Source organism: Enterococcus sp. VV15, assembly GCF_005236045.1.
Classification (GTDB): domain Bacteria; phylum Bacillota; class Bacilli; order Lactobacillales; family Enterococcaceae; genus Enterococcus_B; species Enterococcus_B durans.
In genome coordinates this window covers 1-23965 of record NZ_QPTY01000025.1, presented here as the reverse complement: position 1 = coordinate 23965, position 23965 = coordinate 1, and the positions used below count along the sequence as shown (strand labels likewise).

The 23965-nt window shown below is 38.7% G+C and carries 18 protein-coding genes; all 18 read left to right on the top strand.

The annotated features are described in order from the left end of the window. The first annotated feature begins 1 nt into the window (after nt 1). The 18 genes from purL to DVW83_RS09685 all read left to right on the top strand — a co-directional run bounded on the left by purL (nt 2) and on the right by DVW83_RS09685 (nt 23946). The gene (gene purL / locus DVW83_RS09770; RefSeq protein WP_104660280.1) at nt 2-2224 is read left to right on the top strand and encodes a phosphoribosylformylglycinamidine synthase subunit PurL; all 2223 of its coding nucleotides are present in this window, start codon (nt 2-4) and stop codon (nt 2222-2224) included. After that, nucleotides 2209-3648: an amidophosphoribosyltransferase gene (gene purF / locus DVW83_RS09765; RefSeq protein WP_104660279.1), complete on the top strand. Its 1440-nt coding sequence runs from the start codon at nt 2209-2211 to the stop codon at nt 3646-3648. The genes purL and purF overlap by 16 nt, the downstream gene beginning before the upstream one ends. A gap of 23 nt (nt 3649-3671) precedes the next feature. Beyond that, nucleotides 3672-4718 carry a phosphoribosylformylglycinamidine cyclo-ligase gene (purM, locus tag DVW83_RS09760; protein WP_104660278.1) on the top strand — a complete coding sequence of 349 codons (1047 nt, stop codon included), beginning with the start codon at nt 3672-3674 and terminating at the stop codon, nt 4716-4718. Next, nucleotides 4715-5305, top strand: a complete 591-nt coding sequence (gene purN, locus DVW83_RS09755; protein ID WP_104660277.1) for a phosphoribosylglycinamide formyltransferase — start codon at nt 4715-4717, stop codon at nt 5303-5305. Before purM ends, purN begins: the two co-directional genes overlap by 4 nt. After that, complete coding sequence (gene purH / locus DVW83_RS09750) at nt 5302-6837, top strand: bifunctional phosphoribosylaminoimidazolecarboxamide formyltransferase/IMP cyclohydrolase (protein ID WP_104660276.1); 1536 nt, start codon at nt 5302-5304, stop codon at nt 6835-6837. The genes purN and purH overlap by 4 nt, the downstream gene beginning before the upstream one ends. Before the next feature lie 16 nt (nt 6838-6853). Beyond that, nucleotides 6854-8122: a phosphoribosylamine--glycine ligase gene (purD, locus tag DVW83_RS09745; protein ID WP_104660275.1), complete on the top strand. Its 1269-nt coding sequence runs from the start codon at nt 6854-6856 to the stop codon at nt 8120-8122. A 123-nt stretch (nt 8123-8245) separates the two neighbouring features. Continuing rightward, on the top strand, nt 8246-9160 hold the full coding sequence (locus DVW83_RS09740; RefSeq protein ID WP_137239324.1) for an aldo/keto reductase: 915 nt from the start codon (nt 8246-8248) through the stop codon (nt 9158-9160). Between the two features lie 91 nt (nt 9161-9251). Then, nucleotides 9252-10502, top strand: a complete 1251-nt coding sequence (locus DVW83_RS09735) for a hypothetical protein (RefSeq protein WP_104660273.1) — start codon at nt 9252-9254, stop codon at nt 10500-10502. Between the two features lie 229 nt (nt 10503-10731). Further along, nucleotides 10732-11709 carry a GMP reductase gene (gene guaC / locus DVW83_RS09730; RefSeq protein WP_104660272.1) on the top strand — a complete coding sequence of 326 codons (978 nt, stop codon included), beginning with the start codon at nt 10732-10734 and terminating at the stop codon, nt 11707-11709. 241 nt (nt 11710-11950) lie between these two features. Beyond that, complete coding sequence (locus DVW83_RS09725) at nt 11951-13375, top strand: aminotransferase-like domain-containing protein (RefSeq protein WP_104660271.1); 1425 nt, start codon at nt 11951-11953, stop codon at nt 13373-13375. 453 nt (nt 13376-13828) lie between these two features. Further along, nucleotides 13829-14938, top strand: a complete 1110-nt coding sequence (gene pdhA / locus DVW83_RS09720) for a pyruvate dehydrogenase (acetyl-transferring) E1 component subunit alpha (protein WP_104660270.1) — start codon at nt 13829-13831, stop codon at nt 14936-14938. A 2-nt stretch (nt 14939-14940) separates the two neighbouring features. After that, nucleotides 14941-15918, top strand: a complete 978-nt coding sequence (locus DVW83_RS09715) for an alpha-ketoacid dehydrogenase subunit beta (protein WP_137239322.1) — start codon at nt 14941-14943, stop codon at nt 15916-15918. Between the two features lie 22 nt (nt 15919-15940). Next, the gene (locus DVW83_RS09710; protein ID WP_104660268.1) at nt 15941-17575 is read left to right on the top strand and encodes a dihydrolipoyllysine-residue acetyltransferase; all 1635 of its coding nucleotides are present in this window, start codon (nt 15941-15943) and stop codon (nt 17573-17575) included. Between the two features lie 7 nt (nt 17576-17582). Continuing rightward, nucleotides 17583-18989, top strand: a complete 1407-nt coding sequence (lpdA, locus tag DVW83_RS09705; protein ID WP_005876491.1) for a dihydrolipoyl dehydrogenase — start codon at nt 17583-17585, stop codon at nt 18987-18989. A gap of 1041 nt (nt 18990-20030) precedes the next feature. Beyond that, nucleotides 20031-20777 carry a hypothetical protein gene (locus tag DVW83_RS09700; RefSeq protein ID WP_104660267.1) on the top strand — a complete coding sequence of 249 codons (747 nt, stop codon included), beginning with the start codon at nt 20031-20033 and terminating at the stop codon, nt 20775-20777. A gap of 221 nt (nt 20778-20998) precedes the next feature. Further along, the gene (locus tag DVW83_RS09695; protein WP_137239320.1) at nt 20999-22177 is read left to right on the top strand and encodes a hypothetical protein; all 1179 of its coding nucleotides are present in this window, start codon (nt 20999-21001) and stop codon (nt 22175-22177) included. 95 nt (nt 22178-22272) lie between these two features. Next, the gene (locus DVW83_RS09690) at nt 22273-22782 is read left to right on the top strand and encodes a hypothetical protein (RefSeq protein ID WP_137239318.1); all 510 of its coding nucleotides are present in this window, start codon (nt 22273-22275) and stop codon (nt 22780-22782) included. Between the two features lie 123 nt (nt 22783-22905). Next, a complete protein-coding gene (locus tag DVW83_RS09685) occupies nt 22906-23946 on the top strand; it encodes a hypothetical protein (RefSeq protein ID WP_137239316.1) in 1041 nt (346 codons plus the stop codon). The last annotated feature ends 19 nt before the right edge of the window (nt 23947-23965 follow it).

Genomic DNA, 23965 nt, shown 5'->3' with positions numbered 1-23965 from the left:
AATGAAAACATTAAGTGAACCAAGTGCTTTAGAAATCAAAGAGAAAAAAATCTATTCACAGTGGGGATTGACTGATGAAGAATATCGCATGATCGAAGAAGATATTCTAGGAAGAATGCCTAACTATACAGAAACAGGTTTGTTCTCTGTGATGTGGAGCGAACATTGTTCTTATAAAAACTCGAAACCCATCTTACGTAAATTCCCAACAAGCGGTCCGCAAGTCTTACAAGGTCCTGGTGAAGGGGCTGGGATCGTTGATATCGGTGATGGTCAAGCAGTTGTTTTTAAAGCGGAAAGCCATAACCATCCTTCAGCAGTTGAACCTTATGAAGGTGCAGCTACAGGAGTTGGAGGAATCATCAGAGATATTTTCAGTATGGGCGCACGACCAATCGCCATTCTAGATTCATTGCGTTTTGGTGAGCTAGATAATTCTCGTACGAAATATTTATTAGATGAAGTTGTAGCTGGTATCAGCGGTTATGGAAATTGTATCGGTATCCCAACTGTTGGTGGTGAGATTGCTTTTGATCCATGTTATGAAGGGAATCCATTAGTTAACGCAATGTGTGTAGGCTTGATCGATCATCAAAATATTCAAAAGGGACAAGCTTCAGGAGTCGGGAATTCAATCATGTATGTTGGTGCAAAAACCGGTCGCGATGGTATCCACGGTGCGACATTTGCTTCTGAAGAATTCAGCCAAGAAGAAGAGCAACAACGCTCAGCTGTGCAGGTAGGCGATCCATTTATGGAAAAACTTTTACTAGAGGCTTGTTTAGAACTTGTTTTAGATCATGCTGATATTCTAGTGGGAATCCAGGACATGGGGGCTGCTGGCTTGGTCTCTTCAAGTTCTGAGATGGCGTCTAAAGCTGGTTCGGGTTTGGTACTGAGTTTAGACGATGTCCCACAACGAGAAAGTCATATGACACCTTATGAAATGATGCTTTCTGAATCACAGGAACGGATGTTGATTTGTGTAAAAAAAGGCGCAGAAGCACAAGTGAAAGAGTTATTCAAAAAATATGATCTAGATGCTGTGACGATCGGTAAAGTGACAGATGATGGACTTTATCGTCTATACCATCATGGGGAAGAAGTAGCAAATTTACCAGTGGATGCGTTGGCAGAAGACGCACCAGTCTATGAAAAGGAAGCAAAAGAACCTGCCCGGATCAAAGAATTCAAAGAATTAGGTCAATATCAGCCAGTGATCACTGATCCTAACGAAGTATTACTTGATCTATTACGTCAGCCAACGATTGCTTCGAAACATTCGATTTATGAAACGTATGATTCACAAGTACAAACGAATACAGTGGTCAGACCGGGAAGTGATGCGGCAGTTTTACGGATTCGTGGGACAGAAAAGGCATTGGCAATGACTACTGACTGTAATGCTCGCTACATCTATCTGAATCCTGAAATCGGTGGGCAGATCGCTGTAGCAGAAGCAGCAAGGAATATCGTTGCAAGCGGTGGGCAACCACTAGCAATCACAGATTGTTTGAATTATGGCTCTCCAGATAAACCAGAAGTATTCTGGGAATTAAAAACATCTGCTGAAGGTATCTCTGAAGCGTGCAAAGTGTTAGGGACGCCCGTTATTTCTGGGAATGTTTCTCTCTATAACGAAACAGATGGTCAAGCAATCTATCCAACACCGATGATCGGAATGGTCGGTTTGATTGAAAAACAACAGAATATCACGACACAAGAATTCAAAGAAGCAGGGGATCTTATCTATCTGCTTGGTGAAACTTACGAGGACTTCAATGGCAGTGAACTCCAAAAATTACAATTAGGAAAAATCCAAGGAGATATCGAACACTTTGATTTGACGATTGAAAAAGAGAACCAACAAATAGTGTTAGCAGCGATTAAGGCTGGAGTAGTCGCAAGTGCGCATGATTGCGCAGAAGGCGGGGTGGCTGTTGCCTTGGCAGAAGCAGCTTTTCCTAAAGAATTCGGCTTAGACGTACGGACGACAATGACAACAGCGAAACTGTTCTCTGAAACACAGTCAAGATTCGTTTTGACGACTTCGCCAGAGAATAAAGCAGCTTTTGAAACAATCGTAGGCGAAAAAGCGACATTGATCGGGCAGGTAACCACGGAAAAAAGAATCACCATCCAAGCTTCTGATGGGAAAATCGATGTGGCTACTCAAGTTGCCTATAGAAACTGGAAGGAAGCGATCGAATGCCTTATGAAGTAAAGAGTTTAAATGAAGAGTGCGGGGTATTTGGCGTATGGGGGCATTCAGACGCTGCGAGTATCACTTATTTTGGTCTTCATAGTTTGCAACATCGTGGGCAAGAAGGAGCCGGGATCGTATCGAATAATCAAGGGAAACTGTTAGGTCATCGAGATCTCGGATTGCTTTCGGAAGTGTTCAAAGATCAAAGAAAATTAAAGGCATTATCGGGTGAGGCTGCGATCGGTCATGTCCGTTACGCAACGGCGGGAAATGGAAGTGTCGATAATATCCAGCCTTTTCTATTTAAATTTTATGATCAGTCAGTTGGTCTAGCACACAACGGTAACTTAACGAATGCGCGCTCACTACGCACAGAATTAGAAAAAGATGGAGCGATTTTTCATTCTAATTCTGATACAGAAATCCTGATGCATTTGATACGCCGAAGTGGTGAGCAGACCTTTCTTGGCAAACTAAAATATGCGTTGAATGAGGTGAAAGGTGGGTTTGCTTATCTTTTACTGACAGAAGACGCCATGATTGCGGCTCTTGATCCTAACGGATTTCGTCCGCTTGCGATTGGACAAATGAAAAATGGTGCGTATGTGATTGCTTCGGAAACTTGTGCTCTGGAGGTAGTAGGTGCCAAGTTTGTGCGTGACGTTCGTCCAGGAGAAATCGTGATCATCGATGATTCAGGTTATCGTGTTGAAACGTATACAAAAGATACGCAACTAGCCATCTGCTCAATGGAATATATCTATTTTGCGCGCCCTGATTCCAATATTGCAGGAATCAATGTCCATACAGCGCGTAAGAACATGGGGCGGAATTTAGCAAAAGAAGCGTTAGTCAATGCTGACATGGTAGTTGGTGTTCCTAATTCATCTTTATCTGCTGCTAGCGGCTATGCTGAAGCAAGTGGTATCCCTTATGAAATTGGTTTAGTTAAAAACCAATATATTGCACGCACATTCATCCAACCAACCCCTGAACTGAGAGAACAAGGAGTCCGGATGAAACTCTCAGCAGTTCGCGGTGTAGTCGAAGGAAAAAGGATCGTGATGGTCGATGATTCGATCGTTCGAGGAACGACGAGTCGGCGGATCGTTCGTTTGCTGAAAGAAGCAGGAGCGAAAGAAGTCCATGTGCGGATTGCTTCACCACCATTGAAATATCCTTGTTTCTATGGCATCGATATCCAAACTAGAAGAGAGCTGATTGCAGCGAATCATAGTGTAGAAGAAATCAGACAATGTATTGAAGCTGACTCACTTGAATTTTTAAGTGAAGAAGGATTGATCCAAGCAATCGGTCTAGCGGAGGATGCTCCATATTCTGGTTTGTGTATGGCTTATTTCAATGGAGATTATCCTACTCCACTCTACGATTACGACGAAAAGTATCAGGAATCATTAAAAGAAAAAGTATCGTTTTTTTGATTATTAAGGAGGACACGAACGAGATGGGAAATGCTTATGCGAATGCGGGTGTGAATGTCGAAGCAGGTTATGAAGTAGTCGAAAGGATCAAAAAGCATGTCAAAAGGACAGAACGACTTGGTGTAATGGGGGCTCTTGGCGGTTTTGGCGGGTGTTTCGAGCTTGGTTCATTCAGCCATTTAAAGGAACCGGTCCTAGTTTCTGGCACAGACGGTGTGGGAACGAAATTACTCTTAGCGATCGAATCTGGGATACACGATACGATCGGAATTGATTGTGTAGCGATGTGTGTGAATGATATTCTTGCGCAAGGTGCTGAACCGCTCTATTTTCTGGATTATTTGGCAACAGGAAAGAATTCTCCGGAAAAGTTAGAAAAAGTCGTAGCGGGAGTAGCTACTGGCTGTGTTGAGGCCGATATGGCTCTGATCGGCGGCGAAACAGCGGAAATGCCGGGGATGTACACGGAAGACGAGTATGATCTTGCTGGTTTTGCGGTAGGTATCGCTGAAAAATCGCAATTGATCACAGGAAAAGCAATCAAAGCTGGAGATGTCCTTCTTGGCTTGGCCTCTAGTGGTATTCATTCTAATGGCTATTCATTGGTGCGCAAAATTTTCTTTGAGAAACACGCTTTTGCATTATCTGATACGATCAGCGGATTATCAGAACCGCTTAACGCAGAATTGCTAAAACCTACGAAAATCTATGTTTCTTCACTATTGCCGATCATGAAAGAGCAAAAAATCAAGGGAGCAGCTCATATCACTGGTGGCGGTTTTGTTGAAAACATCCCTCGCATGCTGCCTGAAGGAACAGCGGCTCGCATCCAACTAGGTTCTTGGCCGATATTGCCGATCTTCGATTGTTTGGAAAAGTACGGAGAAATACCAACGAAAGAAATGTATGAAATCTTTAATATGGGCATTGGAATGGTATTAGCAGTAGAAGCCATCGAAGCTGATGAGATCATGGAGAAAATACAAAAACAAGGGGAAGCTGTTTATCGTATTGGAGAAGTCGTGCCGTTAGAAACAGAAAAAGTGGAATTTGCTGAGGCAACAAGATGAGGATTGCAGTATTTGCTTCGGGAAATGGCAGTAATTTTCAAGCGTTGGTCGAATATTTCCGTGAAAAAGGTTTAACAGATCAATTTGTGTGGCTTTTTTGTGATCAACCGAATGCATACGTTTTAGAACGTGCGAGTAAACTGGATATTTCGACAAGTGTATTTTCTCCAAAAGAATTTCAGACAAAAAAAGCATACGAAGAAAAAATATTGGAATGTTTGTTGGACAAAGAAGTAGAACTGATTGTTCTAGCAGGATATATGCGGATCATCGGTTCTACTTTACTAGAGCAATATGAATCACGGATCATCAATATCCATCCTTCTTTATTACCTGATTTTGCAGGATTACATGGTATTCGTGATGCGTTTGAAGCAGGAGTAAAGAAAACAGGAGTGACGATCCATTACATTGATAAAGGTGTTGATACTGGTCCGATCATTTGTCAAGAAAGTGTAGAAATCAAAAAAGAGGATACACTGGAAGAGCTAGAAAGACGGATACATCAAGTAGAACATCGAATCTACCCAAAAGTGATTGAACAAGTTGTAAAAGAAATGAAGACAATGGAGGCTCATATAAAATGACAAGAGCATTAATAAGTGTGTCAGATAAAAAAGGTGTTATTGCGTTTGCTGAAGGGCTAATAGAAAATGGCATTGAGATCATCTCTACTGGTGGGACGAAGAAAGTGCTTGATGAAGCAGGTATTCCCACGATTTCAATTGAAGAAGTAACGGATTTTCCTGAGATGATGGATGGTCGTGTCAAAACCCTTCATCCAAAGATCCATGGGGGATTGTTGGGTCGTCGAGATCTATCTAGTCATATGAAGGACATGGCAGCTTCGCAGATCACGCCAATTGATTTTGTCTGTGTCAATTTATATCCATTTAAAGAAACGATCATGAAATCCGGTGTAACGGAAGAAGAAGCAATTGAAAATATCGATATTGGTGGACCAAGTATGTTGCGTAGCGCAGCTAAAAACCATCAGTTTGTGACAGCAGTCGTTGATCCTGCAGACTATCCTGTGGTTCTTTCGGAATTGAAGGAACAGGGGGGAACGTCGCTTGCAACGAGAAAAAAATTAGCTGCAAAGGTATTTCGCCATACTGCTGCATATGATGCTTTGATCGCACAGTATCTAACCGGTCAAGTAGCTGAACGCGAACCAGAAAAATTGACGCTTACCTTTGATCGAAAACAGGATCTTCGCTATGGAGAAAACAGTCATCAAAAGGCAGCGTTTTATGAAACGGCATTGCCGGAAAGTTATTCGATTGCCCAAGCACAACAACTTCATGGAAAAGAATTGTCCTTCAATAATATTCGTGATGCGGATGCGGCGCTACGGATCATGCGAGAGTATCAAGAACCGACTGTTGTTGCGTTGAAACATATGAACCCTTGTGGGATTGGTTCTGCTTCAACGATTTTTGCTGCTTGGAATGCTGCTTATGAAGCAGACCCCGTATCGATTTTTGGCGGAATTATCGTTCTCAACCGAGAAGTAGATCTGCCTACAGCTGAAGCGATGCATAAGCTTTTTCTAGAAATCATCATTGCACCATCGTTTACACCAGAGAGTTTAGAAGTATTGAAGACGAAGAAAAATATTCGATTGTTGACTGTTGATTTTACTGTGAAAGAGTCTACGTATACGGAAGAAACGGTTTCTGTTTTAGGTGGATTATTAGTCCAAGACGAAGATGTTGCGATGGAAGAGAAACAAGATTGGCAAGTAGTGACTGATCGAAAACCGACTGAAGAGGAACTAGCTGCTATGGCTTTTGCATGGCGGGCAGTGAAACATGTGAAGTCAAATGCGATTGTTTTGGCAAATGAACATCAAACAGTAGGAATCGGTGCGGGACAAATGAATCGTGTGGGTTCTGTTAAGATCGCTATTGAACAAGCAGGAGCTAAGACCAAGGATGCAGTATTAGCAAGTGATGCTTATTTCCCGATGGATGATTCTGTCGAATATGCCGCAAAACATGGAATCAAAGCGATCATCCAGCCGGGGGGAAGTATCAAAGACCAAGCATCCATTGATATGGCAAATAAATATGGTGTGGCAATGGTATTTACTGGTGTACGTCATTTCAGACACTAATACAAAGGAGTAGCAGATGAATATATTGATCATAGGTGCTGGTGGCAGAGAGCATGCGATAGGAAAGAGAATAAAACAGAGTCCGAAAGTTAACAAGGTCTATTGTGCACCTGGTAATCCAGGTATGACCATTGATGGCATCGAACAAGTAGATATCCATGAACTGGATCATCAAAAGTTGATTGAATTTGCCAAAGAAAATCAGATTACTTGGACGTTCGTTGGTCCAGAACAACCATTGTTGAATGGGATCGTTGATGACTTCCAAGACGCTGGGCTAAAAATTTTTGGCCCAACTCAATCTGCGGCGATAATCGAAGGGTCGAAAAGTTTTGCAAAAGAGTTGATGGGAAAATTTGGCATTCCCACAGCTGAATCAGAGAACTTTACGACTTTTGCAGCTGCAAAAAAATATATCGAAGAACAAGGTGCACCTATCGTGATCAAAGCGGATGGATTAGCTGCTGGTAAAGGTGTCGTAGTGGCTTTGACAGTGGAAGAAGCAGTTCAGGCTGCGAAAGAAATGTTAGAAGATCATCGCTTTGGAGACAGCGGAAAATTGATCGTTGTTGAAGAATTTTTATCGGGAGAGGAATTTTCTTTACTGGCATTCGTCAATGGGAATGAAATATATCCAATGCCGATCTCACAAGACCATAAACGAGCATACGACGAGGATCGAGGTCCAAACACAGGCGGAATGGGGGCATATACGCCAGTGCCACAAATCGCCGACGAGTTAGTGGAAGAAGCGATTCAGAAAATCCTTCAACCAGCCGCTGATGGAATGGTAGAACTGGGACGTCCGTTCGTTGGTATTTTATATGCAGGGTTGATCGCAACATCAACGGGGCCCAAAGTGATTGAATTCAATGCAAGATTCGGAGACCCTGAAACGCAAGTCGTTTTATCCCGTTTGAAAAGTGACTTTGTCCAAGTGATTGATGAATTGCTTAAAGGGCAAGCGCCAAGTGAACTTGTATGGGAGAATGAGGGGTATAACGTGGGTGTAGTTGTTGCAGCTGAAGGGTATCCGGGCGACTACTTAAAAGGGATGTCACTCCCTGATTTTTCAACTGAGGATGTGACCGTCTATTATGCAGGTGTAGGGAAAGAAGATGGAAAATTGGTGGGATCAGGAGGGCGAATCTACTTGGTGGAGAGTTTTGGTGAAACCTTGACTGAGGCAAGAACAAACATCTACACAGCGCTTGCGGCAAAAGATACGAATCAGACATTCTATCGGATGGATATTGGAGCAAAAGGGCTACGCGTAAAATCATAAAGTTGAGAATAGGGCAAGACACCGTATTATTTTTCTGTAGAATAGAAAAATACGGTGTCTATTTTTAAAGCCTTTTCATTAAAGTTGTGGTAAAATTATCCCGAAAAGAAAGGAAGTTTTGAGATGAAACAGATTCAATTGGGTGCATCAACCCAGATGGTTTCCTCTGTTATTCTTGGTTGTATGCGAATAAACGGAGCAAAGGATCCAGTAAAAGTGATTGAAACAGCTTACGATAATGGAATCAATTTTTTTGATCACGCCGATATTTACGGAGGCGGAGAATGTGAATCGATTTTTGCTGATGCGTTGGCAAAAACGTCACTTAAACGAGAAGACTTATTTATCCAGACGAAGTGTGGGATAGTTCCTGGTGTTATGTTCGATTTTTCAAAAAAACATATCATTGAATCGGTGGAAGGAAGCCTTCAACGTTTGAATATGGACTATGTAGATGTGCTTTTACTCCATCGTCCAGATACTTTAGTCGATCCTAGCGAAGTGGCTGAAGCATTTGATGAATTAGAAAAATCAGGGAAAGTTCGCCATTTTGGTGTCAGCAATCAAAAACCGATGCAAATCGATTTGCTTAAGAAGTATGTGAAACAGCCATTACTAGCCAATCAATTGCAATTTGGCTTAAAGCATTCTGGAATGATCGATCAAGGAATCCATGTCAATATGACTGATGATGGAAGCGTTGACCATGACGGTAGTGTATTAGATTACTCACGCTTGAATGATATGACTATCCAGGCGTGGTCTCCTTACCAATACGGATTTTTTGAAGGAGTATTTATTGGAAATGAAAAATTCCCTGAGTTGAATCAAGTATTGGATAACTTAGCTGAAAAATACGGAACGACTCCGACCGGTTTAGCAGCGGCGTGGATCTTGCGTCATCCTGCAAATATGCAAGTAATTGCTGGAACGATGAATCCTGGAAGGATCGAAGAAATTGCGAAAGCGTCAGAAATCCAATTAACGCGCGAAGATTGGTATGAACTTTATCGTGCAGCAGGAAATATCCTTCCTTAAACAATATGGAGCCGTTAGTCAGTTGAGGTTGATCTAACGGCTTTTTTACATAGAATAAAGCACAAAAACGAATAAAGAAAGGAAGAAGAACATGGCGACATATAAAGAGCTGTTGAAAGCAGAGAAAAAAGCATTGAACAAGCTTTTTGTGAGGGAACTTTCCAATGTTAGGAAAGAAACTCATGAACTTGATCAACTACAAAAAGCGATCGTGCTCCACATTAATAATGGGAATAGCAAAGATAGAACAACTTCAGATCAAAAATACGTAGACAGTCAGATCGTTGATTTGTTGCATCAATATAGGAAAAAGATAGATGATCATTTACCGAGATTACGCAGGGTGAAACAAATTGAAAAAGATATCAATTACGCCAAAAAATATCCCTATTATAGGGGTAGCCATACATTCAAAAGACTGAACTATGAAGCAGGGTGGACTAAATGGAAATTGGAGAATGCTGAAGAAATATACTATCCTTCTCAGTTGAAAACGTATATCGAGCGCTTGAAAACCACTTATAATGGCGTTCACCTAAATACAGCTATACCTGTACATCCAATGAAAAATAAACTATATCCAGGTACATATACCAAAAACAATTCCCTTAGCCGAAGAGTCCTATATACGCAAAAAGCTCGATTGAATAAAGAAGTGACAGAACAAATAAAAGTGATTGAAAAAAGTAAAAAGAAGTTAGATGAAATTAACGCAAATATTCTCAATAGCTGTAAAGACATTGGCAGAACGATCAGTGAGCTTGAAGCATTGAAGCATCAGAAGTTGTGTGTCGAGCATAGCAAGGATTTTGTTACATACATCGATCAATTTGTGACTCTGGATCAAGTAAGAACTAAGCTTCACCAAACAAGAATAGCGTTGGTACATCATACATCCTTGAATACAGAGAATAAAATAAAGTATATCAATGCTAGTCAAACACTCAAAAAAGTCGACTACACACAAGAGTCGTTTATTGGAAATCTTCAATTGGCGCTTGAAAAGTATCAAGCTCCCCAAATCCTTGGTTTTTATGATGCTTATACGGATCGAAGCAGTCGAGAAAGGATAGATGATGCGTTAAGAAAAAAGGATAAGCTCTTAGCGAAAGTCAATAAAGAAAAAGAAGTTGTCGAGAATACACAACCACCAAAAAAAGAGCAAGAAACTCTTAATCATCCGGTGATAGAACGTGCTCAAAGTAATCAGTCGATCAACTCTCGGCGACTTGGTGTCGTCATCAATCAAGCAGTCGCTAACAGCACGAATGAGTCCTATATAAAAAGAAATCGGGAAACAGCTAAAAAAGTTGACCGACCTGATAGGAGCTCGACGCTCTAAGAGTACGGGTCGCTCATTTTTATAATCAACTACGTAAATACCCTTAAAAACGAACAATGGGCAAAAAAACAAAATCTGCGAGGAAATACTGATTTTGTTTTTTTGTTTGCTTTTTCTCTTGATTTTTTATTTAAATTAGGTTAAATTACATAGGGCGCTAAAAATAAGTGCTTTGAAAGTAAATAATGTTCGTGTTTTACTGTATTCGAACATCAGGAGGATGATGTCAATGAAAGTATTTGATTACGAAGATATCCAACTAATTCCTAATAAATGTATCGTGAATAGCCGTTCAGAGTGTGATACGACCGTTACTCTAGGAAAACACACATTCAAGATGCCTGTAGTACCGGCGAATATGCAGACGATCATCGATGACTCGATCGCAGAATTTCTAGCAGAAAATGGCTATTTCTATATCATGCACCGTTTTGATGAAACGGCAAGAATCCCATTTGTCAAAAAAATGAAGGAACGCCAATTGATTAGTTCGATCAGTGTTGGGGTGAAAAAGGAAGAGTATTCTTTTGTAGAAGAGTTAGCCAAACAAGGTTTAACGCCAGACTATATCACAATCGATATTGCACATGGTCATTCAAATTCTGTCATTGAAATGATCCAACATATCAAAGCGCATTTGCCAGAAACCTTTGTGATTGCTGGAAATGTCGGTACACCAGAAGCAGTCCGTGAATTAGAGAATGCCGGTGCTGATGCCACGAAAGTCGGCATTGGACCTGGGAAAGTATGTATCACTAAGATCAAAACAGGCTTTGGTACTGGTGGTTGGCAACTGGCGGCTCTTAGATGGTGCGCAAAAGCAGCAAGAAAACCGATTATTGCTGATGGTGGTATTCGTACGCATGGTGATATTGCGAAATCAGTACGCTTTGGTGCAACGATGGTAATGATTGGCTCGCTTTTTGCAGGACATGAAGAATCACCTGGAGAAACAAAAGTGGAGAATGGTGTCGTATATAAAGAATATTTCGGTTCTGCATCAGAGTTCCAAAAAGGTGAAAAGAAAAATGTCGAAGGTAAGAAAATTTGGATCCAACATAAAGGATCATTAAAAGATACACTGATTGAAATGCAGCAAGATCTACAGTCTTCGATCTCCTACGCAGGTGGAAGAGACCTTGAAGCTATTCGAAAAGTAGATTATGTAATCGTGAAAAATTCGATTTTCAATGGAGATACGATCTAAAGAAGATCGATGAAATAAAAACGGAGATAGCAGAAAGTGGTCTTCGATAAATAAGGAAAATTCAGAGGAGTTGTTTTTCAAATTCCTAAGAATCTTATGTTATTGACACAAAGCAGTGGTTAGTTCCGATTTAGAGGGTGCGACAAAGGTGATTTTTCCTTTTATCGTGCTCTTATTTTTTATTTTCTGTTTCTTTCTACGGGAAATCCGTTAAAATAAAGAAAAAAACTGGAGAAAAAATATGTGGAAAGAAATAGATAAAATGAAGGGACCGATCTATCGGCAAATGATGGATCAGATAATGAAAAATATCGAAAATGGCAATCTAGCTCCTGGGGAAAGATTGCCTTCTGAGAGAAAATTGGCGGCTGCTTTTAGGACGAATCGGACAACAGTGGTACGTGCGTTGGATGAATTACGTGATCTTGGAGTTCTTACTAGTCGACAGGGAAGTGGACGCTATGTCAATCAAACGGAATGGGGAAAGTTTTCTGTTCCACGAATCAATTGGCGTGAACTTTTTTCTCAGCGCTATGAGCAAGTAGATGACTGGTATGAAGAACGGATCAAGGAAGCAAAAAAACAACCAGATTTTCTGGATCTTTTCTCCAGTGAAATGCCAAATAAACTATTGCCTGATGTACAATTTCCGGCACATACGATGGCAGAAATGATCACTGAAGAGCAAAAAATGACGGATCTAGGTTATCTTCCATTAGTAGAAAAAATTAAAGGATATTTAAGTGACGAGTTTCAATTTGATTTTTCCCGCACACAGTTATTAGTGACGGTGGGGGGGCAACAAGCTATTTTTTTGATTTTACAAACACTTCTCGCCAATGGAGATGCAGTAGCAGTCGAATCACCTTCCTTTTTCTATCGTTTGGCTTTGTTTAGAGCAACAGGGACTAGGCTATTTGGTATTCCGATGGATGATGAAGGGATAGATTTGGCTATTTTAGAAAAGTCCATCCAAAAAAATAAAATCAAAGCTGTACTAGTCAACCCTAATTTTCAAAATCCTACCGGAAAAGTCATGTCGCAAAAACGGCGAAATGATTTAGTCGTACTATGTAGGAAGTATCAGGTCCCAATCGTTGAAGATGATGTTTTTAGTGATCTTTCGTTTCAGGAAGTTGAAAAAAGCCCTGTTTCTATCCATTCACTCGATCCTGAAAATGTTCTATATGTTGGTTCTTTATCTAGATTACTTGGGAATACGACGAAAATCGGTTGGATAATCGGCCCGCAAACGTTGATTTTCAAATTAGCCAAAGCACAACAAATGATGGAATTCTCCATGAGTATCTTTACACAAATTGCTGCTACTGCAGTTTTCGAAGAAAGTTATGATGCGAAACTAGTACTTGTGCGTAAAAAACTGCAGGAAAAAAGTTTGTTGTTGCAGAAATGGGCACAGAAGCAGAACTTTTTCAATGTTTGGCCAATCAAAGGTGGATATTATGCCTGGGTAACATGGGAGGGAAAGAAAATGACGGCAGAAATTGCAAGTGAAGTGGTGGCAAAAGGGTTGGGCGTAGCCCCTAGTTGGTTATTTGGTCGGGAGACGAATGGGATAAGGATCAATTTCAGCAGACTTGACCAAGATCGAATGATTGTTTTTGCCAAACGAATGGAAGAATTGTCAGGTTGGTTGCAACCATAAACAAAATGAAGGAATAAATAGTGCAACAGTTTGGAAAAAACCTGACTGTTGCTTTTTAGTTGAAAAAAATGCACATATAGGAGTAAATTAGAATATAAGTGTTTGTTTATTTTATCACTAATATCTTTAGAAGCTTTTGCTTGGTTCGTTAAAAAGGTATAACAATAAGCTTTGTTAATAGTAACAGCTAGTATAGTGAGGGCGAAAAAAACAAGCGATAATGGCAAAAAAATGTAAACCGCTTTCTTGATTGTGATTGGCTTCACTAATATTGTAATAAAGCGGATATCCATAATTTTTTTAAATCGTGAAAATTTGGGCTTTAAGCTTGTGTTTCTTAATGATACGTGATAATTTATAAATGAAGACGGTTAAATAGTGATACAGATTATATCACTGTTTCAATCGCAGAAAGATGAGATTTTCTTATAGATGAGAGAGGAATGTGTGATAATGGCAAACAAGAAAGCACTTATCGACTTCAATGCATTATTAGAAGAAGTCAATTCAGATTTTCCAGTATACCAAGCACTAGACCAAGATGGTAAAGTAGTAAATGAAAACCTTGTTCCTGATTTATCAGATGAACAATTAGTTGAATTGATGACGAATATGGTTTGGTCTCGTGTTTTAGATCAGCGGTCAACCGCTTTGAATCGTCAAGGACGTTTAGGATTTTTCGCCCCAACAGCAGGACAAGAAGCAAGTCAGCTTGCAAGTTCATTTGCATTTGATAAAGAGGATGTATTGCTCCCAGGTTATCGTGATGTCCCTCAATTGGTTAAACATGGTTTACCTTTATCACAAGCATTCTTGTGGTCACGCGGACATGCGGCAGGAAACTTTTATCCAGAAGAATTGAAAGCTCTACCACCACAAATCATCATTGGCGCACAATATGTTCAAGCGGCTGGTGTAGCACTTGGCTTAAAGAAACGTAATAAGAAAAATGTAGTGTTCACTTACACAGGTGATGGCGGTTCTTCACAAGGAGATTTCTATGAAGCAATCAACTTCGCTGGTGCTTACCATGCCAACGCGGTATTCTACATTCAAAATAATGGTTTCGCTATCTCGACTCCTCGTGAAAAGCAAACAGCTGCTAAAACACTAGCACAAAAAGCTGTCGCTGCTGGTATTCCAGGTATCCAAGTTGATGGCATGGATCCATTAGCAGTTTATACCGTATCTAAGATGGCACGCGATTGGGCAGTAAGTGGTAATGGCCCTGTGTTGATCGAAACGTTAACTTACCGTTACGGACCACATACATTATCGGGAGATGATCCAACACGTTACCGTACGAAAGATACGGATGACGAGTGGCAGAAAAAAGATCCATTGATCCGTTTCCGTAATTATTTGACTGAAAAAGGATTATGGTCAGAAGAAAAAGAAGAACAAGTTATTGAACAAACAAAAGAAGAAATCAAAGCAGCAATTGCAGAAGCTGATAAAATACCAAAACAAAAAGTATCAGATTTCTTGAAAAATATGTTTGAAGTTTCTCCTCAAACAATCAAAGAACAAATTGCAATCTATGAAGCGAAGGAGTCGAAATAATCATGGCACAAAAAACAATGATTCAAGCAATCACAGATGCCTTAGCGTTGGAACTAGAAAATGACGAAAATGTTGTCGTTTTTGGTGAAGATGTCGGTAAAAACGGTGGGGTATTCCGTGCAACAGAAGGATTGCAAGAAAAATTTGGCGAAGAACGCGTTTTTGACACTCCTTTAGCGGAATCAGGAATCGCTGGACTTGGATTTGGATTAGCTCTTGAAGGATTCCGTCCGGTACCAGAAATCCAGTTTTTCGGATTTATTTTTGAAGCAATGGATGAAGTCGTTGCACAAATGGCACGTACAAGATACCGCATGGGCGGAACAAGAAACTTACCGATCACGATCCGTTCACCATTCGGCGGAGGTGTCCATACACCAGAACTTCACTCAGATAATTTGGAAGGATTGATCGCTCAGTCACCAGGAATTCGCGTAGTCATCCCATCAAATCCGTACGATGCAAAAGGACTATTGATTTCAGCTATCCGTAGTAATGACCCAGTCGTCTACTTGGAACATATGAAACTATACCGTTCGTTCCGCGAGGAAGTACCAGATGAAGCGTATGAAGTACCTTTGGATAAAGCTGCTGTCACACGTGAAGGTTCCGATATTTCGATCATCACATATGGTGCAATGGTTCGTGAAGCAATCAAAGCAGCAGACAATCTTGCAAAAGAAGATATTTCAGTAGAAATCATCGATCTACGTACGGTAGCACCATTGGATGTCGACACGATCATTCAATCTGTTGAAAAAACTGGTCGTGTTGTAGTTGTGCAAGAAGCACAAAGACAAGCTGGCGTAAGTGCACAAGTGATTTCTGAAATCTCAGAACGCGCGATCCTTTCTTTAGAGGCACCAATCGGCCGTGTTGCAGCACCAGACACTGTCTTTCCTTTTGGACAAGCAGAAAATATCTGGTTACCTAATGCTGCTGATATTGAAGCAAAAGTGAAAGAAATCGCAGAATTCTAAGAAGAGGGGACGTAATTAAATCATGGCATATCAATTTAAATTACCTGATATCGGTGAAGGTATCGCAGAAGGTGAAATCGTCAAATGGTTTGTTAAAGCAGGAGATACGATCAATGAAGATGATACTTTATTAGAAGTACAAAATGATAAATCAGTTGAAGAAATTCCTTCTCCAGTAACAGGAACAGTCAAAAATGTTCTTGTACCAGAAGGCACAGTAGCAAATGTAGGGGATGTATTGGTAGAAATCGATGCTCCTGGACACGAAGATAACGAGGAAAGCGGTGGCGATGCTGGTGTAGCAGCCAAAGAGCAAACACCAGAACAGCCTGCAGCTGAACCGACTGCTGATACTGAAACACAAGCGACAGATGGTGGCGTGTTTGAATTCAAGTTGCCTGATATCGGTGAAGGTATCGCAGAAGGTGAAATCGTCAAATGGTTTGTTAAAGCAGGAGATACGATCAATGAAGACGATACTTTATTAGAAGTACAAAATGACAAATCAGTTGAAGAAATTCCTTCTCCAGTAACAGGGACAGTCAAAAATGTTCTTGTACCAGAAGGCACAGTGGCAAATGTAGGGGATGTATTAGTTGAAATCGATGCCCCTGGTCATAACACTGCTCCATCAAGTGCAAAACCAGCTGCACCTACTTCTGAAAAAGTCGAAACATCGGGATCAGCCGCTGTTGTCGAAGTTTCAGACCCAGATAAACGTGTGTTAGCGATGCCGTCTGTTCGTCAATTCGCTCGTGAAAAAGATGTTGACATCTCTCAAGTGACGGCTACAGGAAAAGGCGGACGTGTGACAAAAGAAGATATTGAAAACTTCATTTCTGGTGGTGGGGCTTCTGCAAAAGCAGCAGCACCTGTAAAAGAAACTGCTCCTGCTGAAAAAGCTGAAACAAAATCAGCGAAACCAGCTCAAGCATTCAAGTCAAATCTAGGTGATCTAGAAGAACGCGTAGCATTGACTCCTACACGTAAGGCTATTGCGAAAGCCATGGTCAACAGCAAACAAACAGCGCCTCATGTGACGTTACATGATGAAGTTGAAGTTTCTAAATTGTGGGATAACCGCAAACGATTCAAGGAAGTTGCAGCAGCCAATGGAACAAAACTTACTTTCTTGCCATACGTGGTGAAAGCATTGACAGCTACAGTGAAAAAATTCCCTGTCTTGAATGCTTCGATTGATGATGCAAAACAAGAAATCGTGTATAAAAATTACTATAATATCGGTATCGCTACAGATACAGATCATGGGTTATATGTGCCAAACGTGAAAGATGCAGACCGCAAAGGAATGTTTGCTATCGCTGACGAAATCAACGAAAAAGCAAAACTAGCTCATGATGGAAAACTATCTGCTGATGATATGCGTAATGGAACGATCACCATCAGCAATATCGGTTCAGTTGGTGGCGGCTGGTTTACTCCAGTAATCAACTATCCAGAAGTAGCGATCTTAGGTGTCGGTACAATTGCACAACAACCGATCGTGAATGGTGAAGGTGAAATCGTCGTAGGTCGAGTAATGAAACTTTCTCTAAGTTTCGATCACCGGATCGTTGATGGTGCGACAGCACAACAAGCAATGAACAATATCAAACGTCTTTTAGCTGATCCAGAGCTATTAATGATGGAAGGATGATAAACAAATGGTAGTTGGAGATTTTGCTGTAGAATTAGATACAGTTGTAATCGGTGCGGGACCTGGCGGCTATGTAGCAGCCATCCGCGCTGCTGAAATGGGTCAAAAAGTTGCAATCATCGAAAGAGAATATATCGGTGGCGTTTGTTTGAATGTCGGCTGTATTCCTTCAAAAGCATTGATTGCTGCAGGACACCATTATCAAGAATCACTTGATTCCACTATTTTTGGTGTAACAAGCGAAAATGTTACTCTTGATTTTGAAAAAACACAAGATTGGAAAGAAAACAAGGTAGTTAAAACACTTACTTCAGGTGTTGGATTCTTACTAAAAAAACACAAAGTAGAAACGATTGAAGGAGAAGCTTTCTTCGTGGATGATCATACATTGCGTGTGATCCATCCAGATTCAGCACAAACGTATTCATTTAACAATGCAATCATTGCTACTGGTTCACGCCCTATCGAAATTCCAGGATTCAAATTTGGCGGACGTGTACTTGATTCGACTGGCGGTCTAGCATTGAAAGAAGTACCTAAGAAGTTTGTGATCATCGGTGGCGGTGTCATCGGTGCGGAACTCGGTGGTGCGTATGCAAATCTTGGAGCCGAAGTAACGATTCTTGAAGGTTCGCCACAAATCTTACCAACTTATGAAAAAGATTTGGTGAAACTAGTGGAAGACGACTTTAAGAAAAAAGGAGTAACCGTCGTAACCAATGCCATGGCAAAAGAAGCAGTGGATAATGGCGATAGCGTAACAGTCAAATATGCTGTTGACGGGAAAGAAGAAACTGTGACGGCTGATTATGTCATGGTAACAGTTGGTCGCCGTCCAAATACTGATGACATGGGCTTAGAACAAGCTGGTGTTGAAGTTGGCGAACGCGGATTGATCAAAGTGGATAAACAAGGGCGTACGAATGTTCCGAATATATATGCGATCGGCGATATCGTACCCGGTGCAGCATTAGCCCATAAAGCAAGCTATGAAGCGAAAATTGCAGCTGAAGCTATCTCAGGCAAAAAGGTAGCTGTCGACTATAAAGCAATGCCGGCAGTTGCATTTACGGATCCTGAATTGGCTTCTGTTGGAATGACGATCAAAGAAGCAAAAGAAGCTGGACTAGAAGCGACTGCTTATAAATTCCCATTTTCTGGAAATGGTCGTGCCTTGTCACTTGCGAAAACTGAAGGCTTCATTCGTTTAGTCACAACAAATGACGATAATGTGGTTATTGGCGCACAAATCGGTGGTGTTGGTGCCAGCGATATGGTGTCAGAATTAGCTTTAGCCATTGAATCAGGAATGAATGCGGAAGATATCGCTTTAACTATCCATCCACATCCATCACTTGGAGAGATCACAATGGACGCATCAGAACTAGCATTAGGATTACCAATCCATATTTAACTATTTCAGGCATTCCTTACAGATCGGTGAGGAATGCCTTTTTCGGTATGATGGTTATCTGTGAGTCAATCGAAAACTGCTAGAGATGAGGACGGGTATAATCATTCTTTTGATTTCAAGCATGATGATGTGATCTCAATGTGAAGGAATTCTAGGTCAGCGTCACAAGTAAAACTGTAAGATTTGAAGGGATTCGTGTCGATGCAAGTGTTGCAATGACTATTATTAGAGTAAAAAATAAACGGAAACTGTCATAACATGGTGGTTAGTGTTTCAATCAATGTTAGTAAAAATTAAAAACGAGGATTGTGGATCAATTTTGCTTCTTGAAGAGAATGAAATGTTCGCCTGTTAAGTTCTTACTTTTATATATAAAAAAGCTTCTATTGTTTTGTATTGTCCCATGCGTAACCAGTTTTAGAAAGTGATTGAATAATTGGATATTCTTCGAAAGACTTTCTAAAATCAAATGAAGTAAATTGAGAGGTTTGATTCGTATGAAACATGACTGCTCGAAATAATGGATGTGCTTGGATAGCCCTATTTACGAACACGGTACAAGGTAACAATACGATATTCGTATCGAAGAATGTGTATTGCGCTTAATCATTCATTGAGTGAAACATGAAAATGGCAATCGATTTTTTGGAATTAGAATATCCTCCTCCAATTGGATATTTATTTTTTGAAGTGCTTTGATTTGAAGCGCCGTAATAATCGTATTACCAATGATTTTTACTTCGGAATATTGTTTTATCCAACGAGAAATGAATTGTTGTTCAATTAATTGACTTGTTTTTTTCTTAGTAAGAACTTTAATTTAAAAAAAAATAAAAAATAGAACTTATGCCTATCCAGTACAATGATAGTATGTCTGTAAAGTTCTTAAAAGAAAGCGCTATCTAAAATGGCATGAATGAGTTAAAAGTTGAAAAAGAAAAACTTACTAAAAAGATAGCATGGAATGGAAAAAGTAATGTCTAGAAAAAGTTTATCATTTGAGGATACGAATAAATATTTTTAAAATTTGGAGGGAAGCAAGTGAATAAAAAGCAGATTGAGAAAATAGTGTTACGGAATTTTTTTGTAGGTGGATATAATGATAGCCATGAATATGCAAAAAGAAATCGGATGTCTATGCAAACTTTGAGGAATCTATTATTAAAAAACAAAGCAACTCCTGAAATGAAAGCTGAAAGATATGTTGAACAATTAGCACGGCAATTGCCTGAATTTCTATCTCAAAATTCTAATTGTGATCTGATAGTTCGTAAAATTTTCTATGAAGATAGTGAATTACCATTCACTGAAATAGAGCAGGAAATATTAAAATCTTTTCATAAAAAAGTAGATTTTGAACAAATCAATCAATTTGATGAGTTGTTACCCGATGCGCTAATATCTAGTGAAATTAGCCTTACCTATCTTTCAGACAGGACAGGGAAATCAGTAAAGGAAATAAAAGAAAAACTAACTAATGATATATTCGGTCATTTTTTAACCCCGTTTGCAAATGAATATGGGTTAGAGAGAATCAAAAAAACAATAGATGATTTATTAACTAGTGAAAACCAAAGTTTTTATGTGAATCATGTTCCGGGAGATGTAGTAGCATTTATTATTTCGCAAACAGATAGTAAAATTAAGCAAATTAAGCAAAATTATCCAGAAATAGATCATTGGTTAATTAAGTTATTCGAAGATAATAAAGACAATGTTAGATTTAAAAATTTAAGGGGAGGAAATTTTTCTTTCAAAAGTAAGTATGATAATGATCGTTCTTTTTAAAAGTGATGAATAAGATTAGGTTTATTTTTTCTAAGAATGGAGACAAAGGAAGTTCGTGGATACACAGATTATTCATTATTTTTATCATATTCCCTTGGAAATTATTATTAAATGAGACCGTCTTTGTTCTAGGTCTATTCTTAGAATATCGCATTTATAAATAAGATTGATTTTCACTAAAGGAGAAAAGCGATCAAGTAGATGAAATGGAGAAGAAGAAAATGAATAATGAAAATGTAGTAATTGTTTACGATAATTCCAAAAATAGAATGACTGATTTGAAAACATATGAATCACTCAAAATAAAACCAGATTTTCAAAATGAATACTTAGAAGCCGTTCACCGGGCATATAATTATTTTTTTGATGAGTCACAGTTTATTACAAGACAGTTATTTGAAAAAAACTTACCAGATCCAATGATAGAAGAAGCAGACTTACTAAATGAAAGAAAATCTTTCGTAAAAAATAAAATTACTGCATTCTATAAATTCTTTGATTTTGCTCTTATGGCTAGAGAAACTGGTTATTTTTGTGGTAAAGAGTTTCAATCCCTAGATGAAATGAGAGAATGTTTTTTTGGGAATTTTCTTACATTTTTAACTGAAGATGAAAAAAATTTACCTTATTGGGAAGAATTTATGAAAGTAACAAAATGGTATAAAGATTTTAATCTTTCAGAAATCAAGAAAAAAGACTATATAGCTATAAAAGCCCTATTCAAGCGTTCAGAAGATCGATTGAGTCTTGATATGGCAAGGATTACTAAAGCTATCCACGTTACTGTTTTATGGGGCACTGATAGTGATTATGAAAAGATTATTTCAGGTGCAGACCTTTCACCATTTGCTAATAATATTCGCTATATTTATCTTGTGCCAGAACTAAAAAATAAGGTGAAATTTTATAAGGGTGAAGAAGAAATTGACGCACCATGGAAACAGCAGTCAGAAGTTTGGGGAGCATGTATACATAGATTTAATTCTGGGCTAACAGTAGACCATGATTACGTAGACAAAGGAATTAAAAGTGGAGATAAAGGGAAACCTAACAAATTGGGAGAAAAAAAAGATTATTTCAACCTCTCTATAAAAAAACTATTGATTCATGATGCAAACATAGAACCTAATCAACACTATGTAAACGGTTTTGGTGAAGTTTGTAGATTAAAAAAAGAAAGAGAGCAAGTTGAAATCAGTTTTTCAAATGAATATTGTCAAGCATTTTTGGAAGCGGTTGAAAAAAGCCTGATGGATATAGAAATAGGAGAGGAAACCAATCCATTTGTTTCAAATAGTTCAACAGAGTGTAGCAGAAACAGCAACATTCAAAGTCTTTTATCCAAATATTTTACAAAGAAACAAATGGAATATCCATTTTGGGATAATTTTTTCAATTAATTCCCCAGTATGAGCAATTTAACCTACCGTATTTATCAAGACGTGATATTGATAAGTTACCCGATTTCCTTAAACATTCTGAATGGCGAATCTCTTTGGACATGGTGAATTTATGTCAAAATGAAAGGATTTGTTTTATTTGCGATAAAAATTTTGATTATCTCAATCATGTAATAAAAGGAAACTCTTGCTCTAATTTAGCGAATGCAATGAGGTATGTTTACCATCATTCGAAGTTAAAGGAAAAAGTTAGATTCTATGATGGGGAAAATTTTAACAAAGCACCTTGGGAAAAAAATCCGATAGCTTGGAAAAAATGTGTAAAAAAATTCTATTCAGGCTTATCAATTTCAAGAGATTCATATGATCATTCTAACAATGACAAGAAAGAACAAAAGCAAATCAGCAAACAAAAAAAAGTAATGGAATTTGAATTAAAACCATTAGTTTCTCTACATTCTTCATCAGATAAAAAAGAGATCAATGAGTTACGAGGGAGAAATCTTGATGACCTAGTAGAGAAGCAAGAAAATAATACGAAAACAACAGGCAAAACCACCAATTTAAAATTATATAAAAGTCAAAAGTACCGCAACGCTCGTTAGTATAAGAAGTTCCTGAAACTCAATAATTTTGAAAAGTGAAAAAATTTCTATGCTTAAAAAAACACTTTTACCAAAAATCCAAGGTTAATTAAAATAATTTAGTAATAATAAAGGTGGTCTTAAATGAATAAGCTAACTATCCATTTTGCAAATGAAGTAAAAGAATTTGAACAAGATGATCGTTCACTAAAACCAATCGTTCCAAACAGATATTTAACTATACTACTTGAAGGATTTAAAAAGGCGATGTCTGAAGTAACGTACGTTGATCTTACACAAGAAGAAACGATGAAATCTATTGAAAAAAGAAGGGAAGATAGACATTCTACTTCATCTGTGAATGATGAGAATGTTCCTTTCAAGACGGTTAATCAAACTAGCACAGTCAGGTATTATTATTTTTGTGATTTGCAATTTACAAAAATAGAAAATTTGAGAGAGTATTTTTTTAAACACTATACTACTTTTTTATCACCGGAAGACAGAAACTTGCCTTATTGGAAAGAATTTCATCAGGCAGTGGACACTTATAAAAATTTTGATTTATCAAACTTGAAACTCAAAAATCGAATTGAGTTGTCAGAATTATTTAAAAAATATGAGCTACTAGTTACGTTAAAAATGACAGAAAAAATCCAGGATGCCTCAATTAAATTTTCTCAAGTCAAGCAGATAGACGATAAAAACATCATACTTGGAAAAGATAACTCTCCGTTAGCTGTTGGACTTAGATATATTTATCATTCGCCTGAATTAAAACAGAAATTTTCTTTTTTCATGGGAACGAATCTGATTGATTCTCCTTGGGTGACGAACCCTTCGCTATGGGAAACTTGCCAAAGAGATAAGGAAGCTCGAGTCGCTATTGATGAAGCAAGCAACCGTATACAAACTGCTAAAGAAAATAAGCTAGCTGGTGTTAAATTATTAGATAAGAGGAATCGAATAGTAGTCTATAAAAGTGGCAATGATCCTAAAAACACCCAAATGGAAGGATACAATAATTTATATATGATGGAGGGAGAGGATATACAGTCTTCAAACAAATATAGCCAAGCGATTATGAAAGCCTATGACAATTATTTAAATAAAGTAAGTTTTTCGAAAGTCAAGTCCATAATCCTGTGTAAAATACTATACAATGTTTTACCGGTCTCTCATTGATCAAACTTAATATATTTTC

What these genes read in the sequence shown, in the direction of transcription:
- purL (WP_104660280.1), top strand. Translation starts at nt 2, where the DNA reads ATGAAAACATTAAGTGAACCAAGTGCTTTAGAAATCAAAGAGAAAAAA.
- purF (WP_104660279.1), top strand. Translation starts at nt 2,209, where the DNA reads ATGCCTTATGAAGTAAAGAGTTTAAATGAAGAGTGCGGGGTATTTGGC.
- purM (WP_104660278.1), top strand. Translation starts at nt 3,672, where the DNA reads ATGGGAAATGCTTATGCGAATGCGGGTGTGAATGTCGAAGCAGGTTAT.
- purN (WP_104660277.1), top strand. Translation starts at nt 4,715, where the DNA reads ATGAGGATTGCAGTATTTGCTTCGGGAAATGGCAGTAATTTTCAAGCG.
- purH (WP_104660276.1), top strand. Translation starts at nt 5,302, where the DNA reads ATGACAAGAGCATTAATAAGTGTGTCAGATAAAAAAGGTGTTATTGCG.
- purD (WP_104660275.1), top strand. Translation starts at nt 6,854, where the DNA reads ATGAATATATTGATCATAGGTGCTGGTGGCAGAGAGCATGCGATAGGA.
- DVW83_RS09740 (WP_137239324.1), top strand. Translation starts at nt 8,246, where the DNA reads ATGAAACAGATTCAATTGGGTGCATCAACCCAGATGGTTTCCTCTGTT.
- DVW83_RS09735 (WP_104660273.1), top strand. Translation starts at nt 9,252, where the DNA reads ATGGCGACATATAAAGAGCTGTTGAAAGCAGAGAAAAAAGCATTGAAC.
- guaC (WP_104660272.1), top strand. Translation starts at nt 10,732, where the DNA reads ATGAAAGTATTTGATTACGAAGATATCCAACTAATTCCTAATAAATGT.
- DVW83_RS09725 (WP_104660271.1), top strand. Translation starts at nt 11,951, where the DNA reads ATGTGGAAAGAAATAGATAAAATGAAGGGACCGATCTATCGGCAAATG.
- pdhA (WP_104660270.1), top strand. Translation starts at nt 13,829, where the DNA reads ATGGCAAACAAGAAAGCACTTATCGACTTCAATGCATTATTAGAAGAA.
- DVW83_RS09715 (WP_137239322.1), top strand. Translation starts at nt 14,941, where the DNA reads ATGGCACAAAAAACAATGATTCAAGCAATCACAGATGCCTTAGCGTTG.
- DVW83_RS09710 (WP_104660268.1), top strand. Translation starts at nt 15,941, where the DNA reads ATGGCATATCAATTTAAATTACCTGATATCGGTGAAGGTATCGCAGAA.
- lpdA (WP_005876491.1), top strand. Translation starts at nt 17,583, where the DNA reads ATGGTAGTTGGAGATTTTGCTGTAGAATTAGATACAGTTGTAATCGGT.
- DVW83_RS09695 (WP_137239320.1), top strand. Translation starts at nt 20,999, where the DNA reads ATGAATAATGAAAATGTAGTAATTGTTTACGATAATTCCAAAAATAGA.
- DVW83_RS09685 (WP_137239316.1), top strand. Translation starts at nt 22,906, where the DNA reads ATGAATAAGCTAACTATCCATTTTGCAAATGAAGTAAAAGAATTTGAA.